The 14,845-nt window shown below is 61.8% G+C and carries 11 protein-coding genes and 2 pseudogenes; 8 read left to right on the top strand and 5 right to left on the bottom strand.

Going from position 1 to position 14,845, the window contains the following annotated elements:
* The first annotated feature begins 69 nt into the window (after positions 1 to 69).
* Entirely contained in the window at positions 70 to 1,083 is a 1,014-nt protein-coding gene (locus AB4Z35_RS29300) for a zinc-binding alcohol dehydrogenase family protein (protein ID WP_442101062.1), read from the top strand.
* Positions 1,084 to 1,502: 419 nt separating this feature from the next.
* Here AB4Z35_RS29300 and AB4Z35_RS29295 read toward each other — a convergent pair whose 3' ends face one another.
* On the bottom strand, positions 1,503 to 2,699 hold the full coding sequence (locus AB4Z35_RS29295) for a multidrug effflux MFS transporter (protein WP_442101061.1): 1,197 nt from the start codon (positions 2,697 to 2,699) through the stop codon (positions 1,503 to 1,505).
* Positions 2,700 to 2,789: 90 nt separating this feature from the next.
* The gene (locus AB4Z35_RS29290; RefSeq protein WP_007991325.1) at positions 2,790 to 2,987 is read right to left on the bottom strand and encodes a heavy-metal-associated domain-containing protein; all 198 of its coding nucleotides are present in this window, start codon (positions 2,985 to 2,987) and stop codon (positions 2,790 to 2,792) included.
* Positions 2,988 to 3,133: 146 nt separating this feature from the next.
* Between AB4Z35_RS29290 and AB4Z35_RS29285 the strand changes: the two genes are divergently transcribed.
* From AB4Z35_RS29285 to AB4Z35_RS29275, 3 genes and pseudogenes are all read left to right on the top strand, one after another.
* A complete protein-coding gene (locus AB4Z35_RS29285) occupies positions 3,134 to 3,517 on the top strand; it encodes a hypothetical protein (protein WP_442101060.1) in 384 nt (127 codons plus the stop codon).
* A gap of 228 nt (positions 3,518 to 3,745) precedes the next feature.
* Positions 3,746 to 6,139, top strand: a complete 2,394-nt coding sequence (locus tag AB4Z35_RS29280; RefSeq protein ID WP_442101059.1) for a heavy metal translocating P-type ATPase — start codon at positions 3,746 to 3,748, stop codon at positions 6,137 to 6,139.
* Positions 6,136 to 6,405 (top strand): annotated as a pseudogene (locus AB4Z35_RS29275) (MerR family transcriptional regulator); the annotation flags it as partial. The gene AB4Z35_RS29280 and the pseudogene AB4Z35_RS29275, both read left to right, overlap by 4 nt.
* A gap of 109 nt (positions 6,406 to 6,514) precedes the next feature.
* Here the strand turns inward: AB4Z35_RS29275 and AB4Z35_RS29270 are convergent.
* Entirely contained in the window at positions 6,515 to 7,408 is an 894-nt protein-coding gene (locus AB4Z35_RS29270; RefSeq protein WP_116265383.1) for a PA4780 family RIO1-like protein kinase, read from the bottom strand.
* Positions 7,409 to 7,752: 344 nt separating this feature from the next.
* Between AB4Z35_RS29270 and AB4Z35_RS29265 the strand changes: the two are divergent.
* Together AB4Z35_RS29265 and AB4Z35_RS29260 are read left to right on the top strand one after the other, a co-directional pair.
* Positions 7,753 to 8,943, top strand: a pseudogene (locus AB4Z35_RS29265) (cache domain-containing protein); the annotation flags it as partial.
* A 90-nt stretch (positions 8,944 to 9,033) separates the two neighbouring features.
* On the top strand, positions 9,034 to 9,801 hold the full coding sequence (locus AB4Z35_RS29260; protein ID WP_442101070.1) for a methyl-accepting chemotaxis protein: 768 nt from the start codon (positions 9,034 to 9,036) through the stop codon (positions 9,799 to 9,801).
* Between the two features lie 124 nt (positions 9,802 to 9,925).
* Here the strand turns inward: AB4Z35_RS29260 and AB4Z35_RS29255 are convergent, their stop codons facing one another.
* Entirely contained in the window at positions 9,926 to 11,203 is a 1,278-nt protein-coding gene (locus AB4Z35_RS29255) for an acetyl-CoA C-acetyltransferase (protein WP_442101058.1), read from the bottom strand.
* Positions 11,204 to 11,417: 214 nt separating this feature from the next.
* On the opposite strand from AB4Z35_RS29255, the gene AB4Z35_RS29250 reads away from it, so the two are divergent.
* Complete coding sequence (locus tag AB4Z35_RS29250; protein WP_442101057.1) at positions 11,418 to 12,770, top strand: 3-oxoacyl-ACP reductase; 1,353 nt, start codon at positions 11,418 to 11,420, stop codon at positions 12,768 to 12,770.
* Positions 12,771 to 12,772: 2 nt separating this feature from the next.
* The gene (locus AB4Z35_RS29245) at positions 12,773 to 13,627 is read left to right on the top strand and encodes a MaoC family dehydratase (protein ID WP_442101056.1); all 855 of its coding nucleotides are present in this window, start codon (positions 12,773 to 12,775) and stop codon (positions 13,625 to 13,627) included.
* Positions 13,628 to 13,688: 61 nt separating this feature from the next.
* Here AB4Z35_RS29245 and AB4Z35_RS29240 read toward each other — a convergent pair whose 3' ends face one another.
* On the bottom strand, positions 13,689 to 14,045 hold the full coding sequence (locus AB4Z35_RS29240) for a DUF6124 family protein (RefSeq protein WP_007996453.1): 357 nt from the start codon (positions 14,043 to 14,045) through the stop codon (positions 13,689 to 13,691).
* Positions 14,046 to 14,845: the final 800 nt, after the last annotated feature.

Raw genomic sequence — 14,845 nt, 5'->3', positions numbered from 1 at the left:
TATCTTCAGGAGAAATAGCCAATCATCTCACCATCGAATCGCTTCTTTATTAGTGTTCAGGAGTCGTCCATGAAAGCCATTGCCTACTACACCTCGTTACCGATCAGTGATGACAAAGCCCTGCAAGACATCGAACTGCCGGAGCCGGTTGCCGGCCCTCGCGACTTGCTGGTGGAAGTCAAAGCCATCTCGGTCAACCCGGTGGATACCAAGGTGCGCCAGAACGTCCAGCCCGAAGGCGGTGCGGCCAAGGTGCTGGGCTGGGACGTGGCTGGCGTGGTCAAGGCCGTGGGCAGTGAGGTGACGCTGTTCTCGGTCGGCGACAAGGTGTTTTACGCCGGCTCCATCGCCCGTGCGGGCGGCAACAGCGAATTGCATGTGGTGGACGAACGCATCGTCGGCCACATGCCGAAGACCCTTGGTTTCGCCGAGGCCGCCGCCCTGCCGCTCACCGCGATCACGGCCTGGGAACTGTTGTTCGAACGCCTGCAAGTGCGCGAAGGCAAAACCGACGAAGGCCAGAGCCTGTTGATCGTCGGCGCGGCAGGTGGCGTGGGCTCGATTCTTACGCAACTGGCTCACCAGTTGACGGCCCTGAAAGTCATCGGCACCGCTTCGCGTGCGCAGACCCAAAGCTGGGTGAAGGAGCTGGGTGCCGATCTGGTGATCGACCATGGCCAGCCACTGAGCGAAGCACTCAAGCGGGCCGGTGTGGATCAAGTCACCCACGTCGCCAGTCTGACCCAGACCGACCAGCACCTGGATCAACTGGTCGAGGCATTGGCCCCCCAAGGCAAGCTGGCGCTGATCGATGACCCCAAGTCACTGGACGTGACCAAGCTCAAACGCAAGAGCCTGTCACTGCACTGGGAGTTCATGTACACCCGCTCACTGTTTGAAACCGCGGACATGATCGAGCAGCACAACCTGCTCAATCGCGTCGCCTGGCTGATCGATGCCGGGACCCTGAAAACCACGGTGGGCGAACACTTCGGCACGATCAATGCCGCCAATTTGCGCCGTGCCCATGCCCTGCTGGAAAGCGGAAAAGCCAAGGGCAAGATTGTGCTGGAAGGGTTCTGAAGCGCTGAAAAAAACCATCGCTGATTTCATCGCCTACTGCTGTTTTCCATCTGCGGCCGGTAAGTCCCGGTCGCAGACAGCCCCCTGTGGGGCCCTCGAAAATCCGTGTTTTTTTTAGTTACAAACCGTCAGTCCGACAGTTGATCCTTGTCACAATGGTGCTCGTATTCAGGACTACAATCGAATCTCCTGCGAGGCAATCTTTTGCGTAACGTCTTTTACGAGAGGTGATCAGTTGTGAAGATCCTGATAAAAGAATTGGCAAAATCCCAGTGGCAAGTCCGTCTTGACCAGCATGCGGTGACGTTCCGCAGCGAAGCAGAAGCTCGCGCTTTCACGCGTACCCTCGAAGCCCGTATCCAGGCCCCTCACCCGATACCCGTCCTCCACCCGCAGCGTGCTGCCGGCTGATTCCGGCCTCAAACCTGGGCTTGCGCCAGCGCCCGGGCATTTTGCAAACGCCGGGTGAGCACCGCAGCGCTCACCACCAGAATTCCACACAGGCTGATGACCATGGCCATCGGCACGGCGCTGCCGTCGTGCAAAACGCCCACCAGCGCGGAGGCTCCGGCAGCCACGCTGAACTGCAGGCAACCGAGCAGCGCCGATGCGCTGCCGGCCCGTGCGCCCTGCCCGCTCATTGCGCAGGCTGCGGCGTTGGGGCTGATGCAACCGAGGCTGGAAATACAGATGAACAATGGAATCAGCAGCGGCCACAGGTGGGCCGTGTGCAGAGAGCTGACAGCGAGCAGGGTCAGACCGGCCGCGAGATAAACCCACACCGCGCGCGCCAGCAAGAATGTCGGGCCACGTTTGGCCAGCAGACGCGCGTTGACCTGCGCCACCAGAATGAAGCCCGCCGCATTGGTGCCGAACAACCAGCCAAAATGCTCGGCCGGAACGCCGTAGAGCTTGATGATGATGAAGGGTGAACCGGCGATGTAGGCAAACATCCCGGCGATGGCGATACCCCCGGTCAAGGCGTGGCCAAGAAATATCGGGTCGGCCAGTAACCGACCGTACTGACGCAGCGCGCCCGACAGCGGTTGGCGCGGTATGTGGGCTGGCAGGCTTTCCGGCAATCCCGTCGCCACCGCCAGCCCCGCCAACGCACTGAACCCGGTCAAGGCCAGGAAGATCGACTGCCAGCCTGTGGTGTTGACCAGCAACCCACCCAGCAATGGCGCGAGGATAGGCGCGAGCCCCATCACCAGCATCAACTGCGAAAAGACTTTCGCCGAGCCCACCGCATCACATTTGTCGCTGACCACCGCCCGGGAAATCACCATGCCCGCGCAGCCACCCAATGCCTGGACGAATCGCGCACCGATCAGCCATTCCAGATTCGGCGCATAGGCGCACGCCACGGAAGCAGCGGTGAACAGGCCGACACCGGTGAGCAACGGAATGCGTCGCCCGAAACGATCCGCCACCGGGCCATAGGCCAACTGACCGATGGACAAGCCGAGGAAGTACGCCGCCAACGTCATCTGAACGTGATTTTCGTCCGTCCCGAAGGCCAGTGCCATGGCCGGGAAAGCCGGCAGATAGAAATCGATCGCCAGCGGACCGAAAGCGCTCAAGGCGCCGAGAATCAGAATGGTACGCAAGTTCATCAGGCATCCAGTGTGGCAGAAGTCGGCAGGCCGACAGTCTAGCCGCGCATGGACGCCTTGAACATTAAGATAGCTCGCTAACTATTAAAATCAGGCCAATTTAACGCCGTAACCCTCTTCGCTGATCGCTTCGATCACTTGCTCGGCGCTCAGCGCACTTTCGACTCCGACCTCCCTGGCTGCCAGATCGACCCGCACACTGGCCGCCGGGTCTTTGGCCTGGACCGCCTGAGTGATGGCCTTGACGCAGTGACCACAAGACATGCCTTCAACGTTGAACACTTGCATGGGATGACTCCTTTCCGAGGTTTAACCCAGTTTCGAGCTTGCCACTATGGCAAGGTCAAGTTCTGAAGATTGCTGCCGGGCTGGCAATCGACGCGGGGCTCGGCCAAGCTGCGTCCATCAATGACTCGAACTCAGGAGATTCAGCCATGCGCTGGTCGGTTTTCAGCCTGTTTGGCTTTCTCAGCCTTTTCGCCGCCATGCCTTCGGTCAATGCTGCCGGTCAGGATTATGGCGTGCTGATCATTTCCCGCGAGCGCCTGGAAGTCGCGACCAGCTGCGAAATCGGTGTGTACATCCAGGATCAACTGGCGGCGCGCCTGTTTCAGGAGCAGAGCACCTCGTTCAACCTGCCGCCGGGCAAAGTGTCGCTGCGCCTCAAATTGCTGCCGGGCCAGGTGCCGGGTTGCAATCCGGGCATGCTCGCGCCGGGTTCGCAGGATATCCAGCTCAAGGCCGGGGATGTGCTCAAGTACCGGATCGCGATGACGCAGGAAGGGATGTATCTGAAGCGCGCAGGGCTCGGCTACTGACCCACAAGGGATCACGGCCAGGCACAGATCCCGGGAACACCCGATAAACCTGTGGGAGCGAGCTTGCTCGCGATGACGGCGTCACATTCAACATGGATGTGACTCAAAGACCGCCATCGCGAGCAAGCTCGCTCCCACAGGGGATCAGCAGCAGTTTCAGATTGGCACTTGACCTTGCCAGCATGGCAAGGTTGATCCTGTGGTCATCCACTACAGGGAGTGCGACCGATGTCCGAATCCACCACGTTCGACCTGCCGATTGCCGGCATGACCTGCGCCAGTTGCGCCGGGCGTGTCGAGCGCGCCTTGAGCAAAGTCATTGGCGCCAGTGCCGTCAGCGTTAACCTCGCCACTGAACAAGCGCGGGTGCAAGCGCCCAGCGACAGTCTGCCGGCCCTGATGGATGCCGTGGCCAAGGCCGGCTACAGCGTGCCGCAGCAGAGTCTGGAATTGAGCATCGACGGCATGACCTGCGCGTCCTGCGTCGGTCGCGTCGAGCGCGCGCTGGGCAAGGTTGCGGGAGTGAAGAGCGTCAGCGTCAACCTGGCCAACGAACGCGCCCACCTTGAACTGCTCGGCCAGATCGATCCGCAAACCTTGATCGCAGCGGTGGCCAAGGCTGGCTACACCGCCACCGTCCGGGAAACCGAACACCCACCCACCGACAATCAGCAACAGCGCCTGCATCGCGAACGCCTGGCCTTGATCATCGCCATTACCCTCGCCTTGCCGCTGGTATTGCCGATGGTGCTACAGCCATTCGGCGTGCACTGGATGCTCCCGGCCTGGGCGCAATTCGCCCTGGCCACGCCGGTGCAATTCATCTTTGGCGCACGGTTTTACGTCGCCGCGTGGAAAGCCGTGCGCGCCGGGGCCGGCAACATGGATTTGCTGGTGGCCCTGGGCACCAGCGCCGGTTATGGCTTGAGCCTGTACGAATGGGCCACCGCCGCCGGGCGAATGCCGCATCTGTATTTCGAAGCCTCGGCGGTGGTGATCGCCCTGGTGCTGCTGGGCAAGTACCTGGAAAGCCGCGCCAAGCGTCAGACCGCCAGCGCCATTCGCGCCCTCGAAGCCTTGCGTCCGGAACGGGCGATTCAGGTAATCGATGGCCACGAACAGGAAGTCGCCATCAGTGCGCTGCGCCTCAATGATCTGGTGATGGTCAAACCCGGCGAACGCTTCCCGGTGGACGGCGAAGTGGTTGAAGGCCAGAGTCACGCCGACGAAGCCCTGATCAGTGGTGAAAGCCTGCCGGTGCCCAAGCAGCCCGGCGACAAAGTCACCGGCGGTGCTATCAACGGTGAAGGCCGGTTGCTAGTGCGCACCCAGGCCCTGGGTGCGGAAACCGTGCTGGCGCGGATCATCCGGCTGGTGGAAGACGCCCAGGCCGCAAAAGCGCCGATCCAGAAACTGGTGGATAAAGTCAGCCAGGTTTTCGTGCCCACCGTGCTTGTGATTGCCTTGGCGACTTTGATCGGGTGGCTGCTGCATGGCGCGCCGATGGAAACCGCGCTGATCAACGCCGTGGCGGTGCTGGTAATCGCCTGCCCGTGCGCCCTGGGCCTGGCCACACCGACGGCGATCATGGCCGGCACCGGCGTGGCGGCACGCTACGGGATTCTGATCAAGGACGCCGAAGCACTGGAACGCGCCCATGAAGTCAGCGCAGTGGTGTTCGACAAGACCGGCACCCTGACCTCCGGCGCCCCGCGCATCGCTCATCTGAGCGCCATCGACGGTGATGAGGCGAGCCTGCTGCAATTGGCCGGCGCCCTGCAACGCGGGAGCGAGCATCCGCTGGCCAAGGCTGTTCTGGATGCCTGCGCCGAACGCCATTTGACGGTGGCCGATGTCAGCGACAGCCAGTCCCTGACCGGCCGTGGCATCGCCGGCAGCCTMGAAGGGCGTCGCCTGGCCTTGGGCAATCGGCGCCTGCTGGAGGACAGCGGCTTGAACGTCGGGCCGTTGGCCGACTCGGCGATCGCGTGGGAAAGCGAAGGCCGAACCTTGTCCTGGCTGATCGAACAAAAACCCGAGCCACGCGTGTTGGGCCTGTTCGCCTTCGGTGACACCCTCAAGCCCGGCGCGCTGCAAGCGGTGCAACAACTGAGCGCGCGGAACATCAGCAGCCACCTGCTGACCGGCGACAATCGCGGCAGCGCCAATGTAGTGGCCAAGGCGCTGGGCATCCACGATGTGCATGCCGAAGTGTTGCCGGCGGACAAAGCCGCCACGGTCGCCGCATTGAAAGAAACCGGTGTGGTGGCGATGGTCGGCGACGGTATCAACGACGCCCCGGCGCTGGCCGCCGCCGATATCGGTATCGCCATGGGCGGCGGCACCGACGTCGCCATGCACGCGGCCGGCATAACCCTGATGCGCGGCGATCCGCGACTGGTACCGGCAGCATTGGAGATCAGCCGCAAGACCTACGCGAAGATTCGGCAGAACCTGTTCTGGGCCTTCGTTTATAACCTGATCGGCATTCCGCTGGCAGTGTTTGGCGTGCTCAACCCGGTGCTGGCCGGTGCGGCCATGGCGCTGTCGAGCGTCAGCGTGGTGAGCAATGCGCTACTGTTGAAAACCTGGAAACCCAAGGACCTGGAGGACAACCGATGAACATTGGCCAAGCGGCCCGCCACAGCGGCCTGAGCGCAAAGATGATCCGTTATTACGAATCCATCGGTCTGCTCAAGGCGGCCCATCGCACCGACAGCGGTTACCGGGTGTACGGCGATGATGACCTGCACACGCTGGCGTTCATCAAGCGCTCCCGGGACCTGGGGTTTTCCCTGGAAGAAGTCGGCAAGTTGCTGACCCTCTGGCAAGACCGCCAACGCGCCAGTGCCGATGTGAAGGCCCTGGCCCGGCAGCACATCGATGAGTGACAGATGCACCGCCATCGCGAGCAGGCTCGCTCCCACAGGTATTGTGTGTGTCACATTGAATCTGTAACCCACAAAAAACCCGGCCGAAGCCGGGTTTTTCAGCCGATCACTGCATCCACGGTGGAGGCGGTTCTTCGGTTTTGCCCGGCGGAGCATCGTCCGCCGCGCGTGCCGCTTGCTTGCGTTCTTCATCCAGGCGCGCGGCCTCGATTTCGCGCATGATTCCGCCCACGTCGGCCAGTTCTTCCGTGTCGGCGAACTCGCCGGTCAGGATGCTGGCCGGGTGCAAGGTGCCGGCCTCGTACAAGGCCCACATTTCCTTGGCGTATTTGGTTTTCTTCAACTCCGGTGCAAACCGCCCGAAGTAGGACGCCATGTTGCCCACGTCGCGCTCCAGCATGCTGAATGCGTGGTTGTTGCCCGCCGCATCCACCGCCTGCGGCAGGTCGATGATCACCGGGCCGGTTGGCGTCAGCAGCACGTTGAACTCGGACAGGTCGCCGTGCACCAGGCCGGTACACAGCATCAGCACGATCTGGGAAATCAGAAACGCGTGATACTCGCGGGCCTGATCCGGCTCCAGCACCACATCGTTCAGACGCGGCGCGGCATCACCGTACTCGTCGGCCACCAGCTCCATGAGCAGCACGCCTTCAAGGAAGTCATACGGCTTGGGCACCCGCACACCGGCATTGGCCAGGCGGAACAACGCCGCCACTTCGGCGTTCTGCCAGGCGTCCTCGGTTTCCTTGCGGCCAAACTTCGAGCCCTTGGCCATCGCCCGGGCCTGACGGCTGTTGCGCACCTTGCGGCCTTCCTGATACTCGGCCGCCTGACGAAAACTGCGTTTGTTCGCCTCCTTGTAGACCTTCGCGCAACGTAACTGGTTACCGCAGCGCACCACATAAACAGCTGCTTCTTTACCACTCATGAGTGGGCGCAGCACCTCGTCGACCAGACCGTCCTCGATCAGGGGTTCAATGCGTTTTGGAGTCTTCATCAGCTTTTATTGTGGGTCCTTTATTACCAAACACGCGAAAGTCATTCGTTATACGGCAATCCACTCACCGGGGGGAGGGGTTGCCGACTTATGATCATTGCAGAAGCACACAATGTGCCGATTTCATCGGAAAAAACCGACGACCGCCACGGATCGTTCCAGATCATAGCCGAGCCTGCGTCACTTGTTGTGCAAGGGCATAGAGGGCAATTGCGACAGAAGCTGACTCCACAGTTCGTACCTTCCGTAGGATTTTTCCCAACAGGCCTCAATTTCCTCCGACAACAGCCGAAGTCCTTAGTGACAAAGTGATTTGTCCGACAATCGCTGCCACAACAAAAGCGATGCCGCACTCAAGGACCCGGGTTGACCAAGAACGTTTACGGCTGCCAAAAAACCGCGAGTCATCTGCACTGCGTGGGCCTACAAGAAAATCTGGAGCGCGGATGAACATCAAACAGAAGTTGACCTGGGCGTTTGCAATCATCGCCTGCCTGCCCGTGGTGCTGGTCGCCACCCTCGTTGTGCTGAACCTGCGCAGTGATGCCAGGGACGAATTCGTCGACGGCAGTGCCCGCGAGATTCGTCAGGTCAGCAATGCCATGCAATTGTTCTTTGACGGTATCAGCCAGAACGTCGATTACCTGGCCAGGCAGCCGTTGATCCGAAACTCCGACGACAGCCTCAAGACCTACATGGCTGCCAACGCCGAGAGCATCCCTCAAGGCGAGGCGGACAAAAAAGTCTTCACCCTGCTCCAGGACCTTGGCAACAGCCACCCGGCCTACGCCTATGCCATCCTCGGCACGGCGGCGGGCGGTTACGTGTCGTGGCCGGATGATCCGAAGCTGAGCAACTACGATCCGCGCCAGCGCCCCTGGTACAAGGCCGCCCAAGCCAAACCGGGCAAGCCGTTTCGCACCGAGGCCTACTACTGGGCCCAGGATGACGCGACCTACGTCAGCACCGTGCGCACCATCGACAACAAGTTGGGCACCAACGGCGGCGTGGTCAGCATCGACGTGACGCTCAAGCAGCTCACCGAGATCGTCAAACAGATCAAGCTCGGTGAAACCGGTTACCTGATGCTGCTGGAAAACACCGGCATGGTCCTGGTGGACCCGAAACAACCGGAACACAACTTCAAACCGCTGAACAGCCTGGGCGACGGCTACGCGCAACTGGCCAAGGCCGGCAAGGGCCTGGTGGAAGTGGAGCTGAACGGCGAACACTACATGGCCAACGTCTGGCCATCGGAGCAACTGGGCTGGACCTTCATCGGCCTGATCAAACAGAACGACGTGATGAGTTCCGCGACCCAGTTGACCTGGTTGATCGCCATCATCGCCGCCGTTCTGGCCGTTGTCTTCGCCATCGTCGGCGCCAGTTTTGCCAGCCTCATCGTGCGTCCGATCCGCAGCGTGGCCAGCGGCCTGGAAGGCATCGCCCAGGGCGAAGGCGACCTGACCCAGAACCTGCAAATCCGTGGCAACGACGAAACCGCGCAACTGGCCAACTGGTTCAACCAGTTCCTGACCGCGATTCGCAACCTGATCCAGAACATCGGCGGTGCGGCGGGCAAGATCCTCGCCACGTCCAAGAGTTCGACCCAGGTTTCCAGCGACATGTCCGAAGCCGCCGGGCGCCAGCGTGAAGCGGTGGACATGGTCTCCACGGCGTTCCACGAAATGGTCGCCACCGCCAACGAAGTCGCGCGCTCTTGCAGTCAGGCTGCGGAGTCTGCCGACAGTGGCCAGCGCCAGGCGCGCGAAGGTCAGCAGCAGATCGATGCGGCGGTGAACAGCGTTGATCGCCTGAGCCAGGAAATCGAACAGTCGGCCCAGTCGATGCAACAGCTCGAACGCGACAGTAACGACATTCAGTCGATCCTCGGGACCATCCGTTCGATCGCTGAACAGACCAACCTGCTGGCATTGAACGCCGCTATCGAAGCGGCCCGGGCCGGTGAACAGGGTCGCGGTTTTGCCGTGGTGGCCGATGAAGTTCGAGCTCTGGCCAAACGCACGGCCGACTCCACGGCGGAAATCGACGGACTGCTGGGCAACCTGGCCAAACGCACCAGCCAGGTGACCCAACAGATGCACGCCAGTCTGGAGGTGTCCCAGCAATCGGTGACGCGCATCGGTGAGGCGCGCAACAGCTTCGGGCAGATCCGCGAGTCGGTGGACGTGATCCGCGACATGAATACCCAGATCGCCACGGCGGCGGAACAACAGCATCAAGTGGCCGAAGACATCAACCGGCACATCAGCCAGATCCATGGCGATGCGCAGTTGGTGGCGGAACTGGCCAACTCGGCGCGCCTGGATTCCCAGAGCCTGGCCGGGTTGTCGAATGAGCTGGACGGGTTGGTGCGCAGGTTTCGGACCTGATTTGCAAACTCACCACTAAACCCTGTGGGAGCGAGCTTGCTCGCGATGAGGATGGTTAATCCAACATAGATGTTGGCTGACACTCCGCCATCGCGAGCAAGCTCGCTCCCACAGTCGTTTACACTCAGCGTTCGATGATCGCAGTCACACCCTGCCCGCCCGCCGCGCAAATCGAAATCAGTCCCCGCCCCTTGCCCGCCGCATCCAGCAACTTCGCCAGGTTGGCGACGATGCGCCCGCCAGTAGCGGCAAACGGATGCCCCGCCGCCAGTGAACTGCCCTTGACGTTGAGCTTGCTGCGGTCAATCGAGCCCAACGCCGTCTCGAGGCCGAGACGGGTTTTGCAATATTCCGGATCTTCCCAGGCCTTCAATGTGCACAGCACTTGCGCGGCGAAGGCTTCATGGATTTCGTAGTAGTCGAAGTCCTGCAAGGTCAGGCCATTGCGTGCCAGCAAACGCGGCACGGCGTAGACCGGCGCCATCAACAACCCTTCCGCGCCGTTGACGAAATCCACCGCCGCCGCTTCACCGTCGCGCCAGTAGGCAAGAATCGGTAACCCGCGAGCCTTGGCCCATTCTTCGCTACCCAGCAGCACCAGTGACGCACCATCGGTCAGTGGCGTGGAGTTGCCTGCGGTCAGGGTGCCCTTGGCGCTTTTCTCGTAGGCCGGTTTGAGCGCGGCGAGCTTTTCCAGAGTCGAATCCGGACGCAGGTTATTGTCGCGGGTGAGCCCCAGGAACGGTGTCATCAGGTCGTTGTGCCAGCCTTCGGCATAGGACGCGGCCAGCTTCTGATGACTCTCGAGCGCCAATTGATCCTGTGCCTGGCGAGGGATGTTCCAGGTCTGGGCCATCAACTCGCAATGCTGCCCCATGGACAGCCCGGTACGCGGCTCGCCGTTGCGCGGGAATTCGGGGATCAGATGTTTGGGGCGCAATTGCAGGAAGGTTTTCAGTTTGTCGCCGGTGGTTTTCGAGCGATTGGCTTGCAGGAGGATTTTGCGCAGGCCCTCGCTGACGCTGATCGGGGCATCCGAAGTGGTGTCCACGCCACCGGCAATGCCGCAGTCGATCTGGCCCAGGGCGATCTTGTTCGCCACCAGCAACGCCGCTTCCAGCCCGGTGCCGCAAGCCTGCTGGATGTCATAGGCCGGGGTGGCAGGCGACAGTCGCGAACCGAGTACGCACTCACGTGTGAGGTTCATGTCCCGCGACAACTTGAGCACGGCCCCGGCGACCACTTCGCCGATGCGCTGGCCATGCAGGTTGTAGCGTTCGATCAGGCCTTCGAGGGCGGCAGTGAGCATCACCTGGTTACTGGCCGTGGCGTAGGGGCCGTTGGAGCGGGCGAAAGGAATCCGGTTACCGCCAATGATCGCGACGCGGCGCAGTTGGGTCATATAAAGCCTCTGCAAATTTTCAAATATGAACAGGGTTCCCTGTAGGAGCGAGCCTGCTCGCGATAGCGGCCTGTCAGCTACATTGATGTCGACTGACCTATCGCTATCGCGAGCAGGCTCGCTCCTACACTAGCGTAGGCCTTATCTCGTGGATCGAACGACTGATCGCCATTCGTGGTCCACACTTTTAACCCCGACTTTCGGAGCGCGTTCCATGTCTGACCGCTATATCGACTTCGCCAACTCGTCCATCGGCCATCGCCTGGTCGGCGCCCTGGGGCTGCCGGTGCCGACCCGACTGGAGCGCTGGCAAGCAGGTCGGCTGCGACCTGTAGAAGGTGCGCTGCTGCTCGGCGGCGGGCCGTTGGCGGAGCAAGTCAGTGCCTTCGCCAACCGCCTGACCGACGCGATCTACAGCTACGGCACCGAGCCTTCGATGGCCACAGCGTGGATTCCCGGCCACGGACCGAAACTCAAGGCCGTGGTGTTCGACGCCAGTGACCTGCAGCACACCGATCAGCTCAAGCAACTGCGCGAGTTTTTCCAGCCACTGATGAAGAACCTCGAACACTGCGCACACCTGGTGATTCTCGGACGCGACCCGCAAACACAGCGAGACCCGTTCGCCGCCAGTGCGCAGCGTGCCCTGGAAGGTTTCAGCCGTTCATTGGCCAAGGAGTTGCGCAGCGGTGGCACCCTGCAGTTGATCTATGTCGGCGAAGGTGCCGAGGCGCAACTGGAAGGCCCGCTGCGGTTTTTCCTCTCGCCCAAAAGCGCCTTCGTGTCCGGACAAGTCATTCGCCTGAATCCGTGCTCGACGCCCGTCAGCGACTGGACACGCCCGCTCGCCGGGCGCAAGGCACTGGTAACAGGCGCGGCGCGAGGCATTGGTGCGGCCATCGCCGAGACCTTGGCTCGTGATGGTGCCGACGTCATCCTGCTCGACGTGCCACCGGCCAAAACCGATCTCGAAGCCCTCGCCGCACGCCTCGGCGGGCGCAGCATCACCCTCGACATCTGCGCCGAAGACGCCGCCACGCAGTTGATCGAACAGTTACCCGACGGCCTCGACATCGTGGTGCACAACGCCGGCATCACCCGGGATAAAACTCTGGCCAACATGACCCCGGAATTCTGGGACGCGGTACTGGCGGTCAACCTCAACGCGCCGCAAGTGCTGACCAAAGCCCTGCTCGACAGCGGCGCCCTGCACGACAACGGCCGGGTGATTTTGCTGGCATCCATCAGCGGCATCGCCGGCAATCGCGGGCAAACCAATTACGCGGCGAGCAAGGCCGGGCTCATTGGCCTGGCGCAAGCCTGGGCGCCGCTGCTCACCGAGCGCGGCATCAGCATCAACGCCGTGGCGCCGGGGTTCATCGAAACGCAGATGACCGCGCACATTCCCTTCGGCCTGCGCGAAGCCGGACGACGCATGAGCTCGCTTGGCCAGGGCGGCTTGCCACAAGACGTTGCCGAGGCCGTGGCCTGGCTCGCGCAACCGGGCACCGGCGCGTTCACCGGGCAAGCGTTGCGCGTTTGCGGGCAAAGCGTTCTGGGGGCTTAAGGATGATCACCGACTGGCACACACTTGACCGCGAACCTGGCCTGCCAGGGTTGTACGCACGAGCGGCGACACGGCGAAAAATCACTGGCACCCGCCTGCCCGATTCGGGTTTTCGATGCTGGGTCGATGTCGATCCCTCGCGCCTGGTGGCCTATCGCAAGGTCTGCGGTTTCGCCGACAACGGCCTGCTGCCGCCGACCTATCCGCATATCCTCGGCTTTGCCTTGCAGATGCAATTGCTCACAGCCAGGGACTTCCCGTTCCCGCTGCTGGGCCTGATTCACCTGAGCAATCGCATTCGTGTGCTGCGCCCCATGGGCGGGGTGAGTCGGGTGTGCGTCAGCGTGCAGGTGCAGAACCTGCAACCCCACGCCAAAGGCGCGACGTTCGATTTGCTGACCACCCTCGACGACCAGTTGGGACCGTTATGGGAGGAGCAAAGCCGGATGCTCTGTCGCGGCGTCAAACTCGAGGGCGAACCGCTCGAAGAGCATCTGACAAGCAGCCTGGCCCTGACCGAAGTCGAGCACTGGAAAGCGTCCTCGGACATCGGCCGGCATTACGCCAAGGTGTCCGGCGACTACAACCCGATCCACCTGAGCACGGCCAGCGCCCGACTCTTCGGTTTCCCGACCGCCATCGCCCATGGCCTGTGGAACAAGGCGCGCACGCTGGCTGCGCTGGTCGGGCATCTACCTGCAGCGAATGTCGAGATCGCGGTGCAGTTCAGGAAGCCGGTACGGTTGCCCAGTGAAGTGACGTTGCTGGCCAGTGCGCCGGGACCGAGCGGGGAACTGCAGTTGGTGGGCGCCGGGGATCTGGAGCATATGGTCGGGCACTGGCGGCCGGTTGCCTGATCCCGACAAGGCCGATGTCTGTGGCGAGGGAGCTCGCTCCCTCGCCACAAAAGCTCCGTGGTCAGTCTTGCGGATCGAGATTATCCAAGGCCCGATTTACCGCCAGCTCACCCAGCATGATCACCTGCGCAATCCCCAGCAGAGTGTTGCGCTGCGAGCCCTCCAGAAACCCCGCAAAATCACTCGCCATCACACTCGCCGACGCCAGCGATTCACAGGCGTGGGCCAGCAAGGTCTCGGTATCGATGTCCGGGGCGATGACGAACATCGTGCTGGGCTTGTGGGTGACAGGTTGCCTGGGTGGATTGAGGTAGTGATCGAGGGCGCGGCTGGCAGCTTCGTGGAGTTTGTTTGAGTGGGGGGATTGATAGGGGGAAACGTCGTCGGTTTCGGGGGGATTTGGGGTGGGTTTGATCATGGTGAAGCTCCATTCTTGAGTTTGGAGTTCGCCATCACTGCGACCAAGCAGAAGGGTGGCGAACCGTACGCAGGTTGGTCGACCAGGGAATGGAAACCCGGCAGGGCCTAGGCCCTCCCACGCACAGCTCGCCATTAAGCAAGCACAAAAATGCCGCTCGCGCGGCACTGTGCGCCATTCTAAACCCGGGCGACCAAACCCGATCACTGATTTTGCAGCGACAGACAAAGGCTAGAGATCGCGCTTCCGACGGACAACCTGAAAAACGTGTCGGAGGTTTCCTCGGGATATGATGAAAATTACACAGGATTGATTGACTGTCAGGGCCTCATCGCGAGCAGGCTCGCTCCCACAGTTGGGCCGGGTACATCTGAAAGATATTGGTCGGCTGACAGGCCGCCATCGCGGGCAAGCCCGCTCCCACAGTTGGGCCGGGTACATCTGAAAGATATTGGTCGGCTGTCAGGCCACCTTCGCGGGCAAGCCCGCTCCCACAATGGGTCGGCGTACACCCACTGCTTCTCACCACTCATCAGGCCGAGCGTTAGCTCGCCTGCAGCTCTTGATCTTGATCCACCCGCCCCCTCGGCAGGCTGAGTGGAGGCGTTCATCCGGGGGGGAGGCGCGCAGCGCCGTTCGGCGAAGCCGAACACATCGAGAGGAGGTCGAGCGAAGCCGACCGGAGGCGATGCCCCCGGATGAATGCCGGAGCGAAGGAACCCCGAGCCTAAGCGAGGGGCCGTACGTCAGGGGCGAGCGTTTTTTTGCTTACTTTTTTTAGGCGCTTGTAAAAAAAGTGA

Origin of the sequence: Pseudomonas sp. KB_15 (assembly GCF_052114525.1) — a bacterium.
In the GTDB taxonomy this organism is placed as follows: domain Bacteria; phylum Pseudomonadota; class Gammaproteobacteria; order Pseudomonadales; family Pseudomonadaceae; genus Aquipseudomonas.
The sequence above is the reverse complement of the archived record's forward strand: the minus strand, read 5'-3'. Positions and strand labels throughout refer to the sequence as shown.

Excerpts from the sequence above, each read along its gene's own strand:
- AB4Z35_RS29300 (WP_442101062.1), top strand. The coding sequence starts at position 70 with ATGAAAGCCATTGCCTACTACACCTCGTTACCGATCAGTGATGACAAA.
- AB4Z35_RS29295 (WP_442101061.1), bottom strand. The coding sequence starts at position 2,699 with ATGAACTTGCGTACCATTCTGATTCTCGGCGCCTTGAGCGCTTTCGGT.
- AB4Z35_RS29290 (WP_007991325.1), bottom strand. The coding sequence starts at position 2,987 with ATGCAAGTGTTCAACGTTGAAGGCATGTCTTGTGGTCACTGCGTCAAG.
- AB4Z35_RS29285 (WP_442101060.1), top strand. The coding sequence starts at position 3,134 with ATGCGCTGGTCGGTTTTCAGCCTGTTTGGCTTTCTCAGCCTTTTCGCC.
- AB4Z35_RS29270 (WP_116265383.1), bottom strand. The coding sequence starts at position 7,408 with ATGAAGACTCCAAAACGCATTGAACCCCTGATCGAGGACGGTCTGGTC.
- AB4Z35_RS29260 (WP_442101070.1), top strand. The coding sequence starts at position 9,034 with ATGTCCGAAGCCGCCGGGCGCCAGCGTGAAGCGGTGGACATGGTCTCC.
- AB4Z35_RS29255 (WP_442101058.1), bottom strand. The coding sequence starts at position 11,203 with ATGACCCAACTGCGCCGCGTCGCGATCATTGGCGGTAACCGGATTCCT.
- AB4Z35_RS29250 (WP_442101057.1), top strand. The coding sequence starts at position 11,418 with ATGTCTGACCGCTATATCGACTTCGCCAACTCGTCCATCGGCCATCGC.
- AB4Z35_RS29245 (WP_442101056.1), top strand. The coding sequence starts at position 12,773 with ATGATCACCGACTGGCACACACTTGACCGCGAACCTGGCCTGCCAGGG.
- AB4Z35_RS29240 (WP_007996453.1), bottom strand. The coding sequence starts at position 14,045 with ATGATCAAACCCACCCCAAATCCCCCCGAAACCGACGACGTTTCCCCC.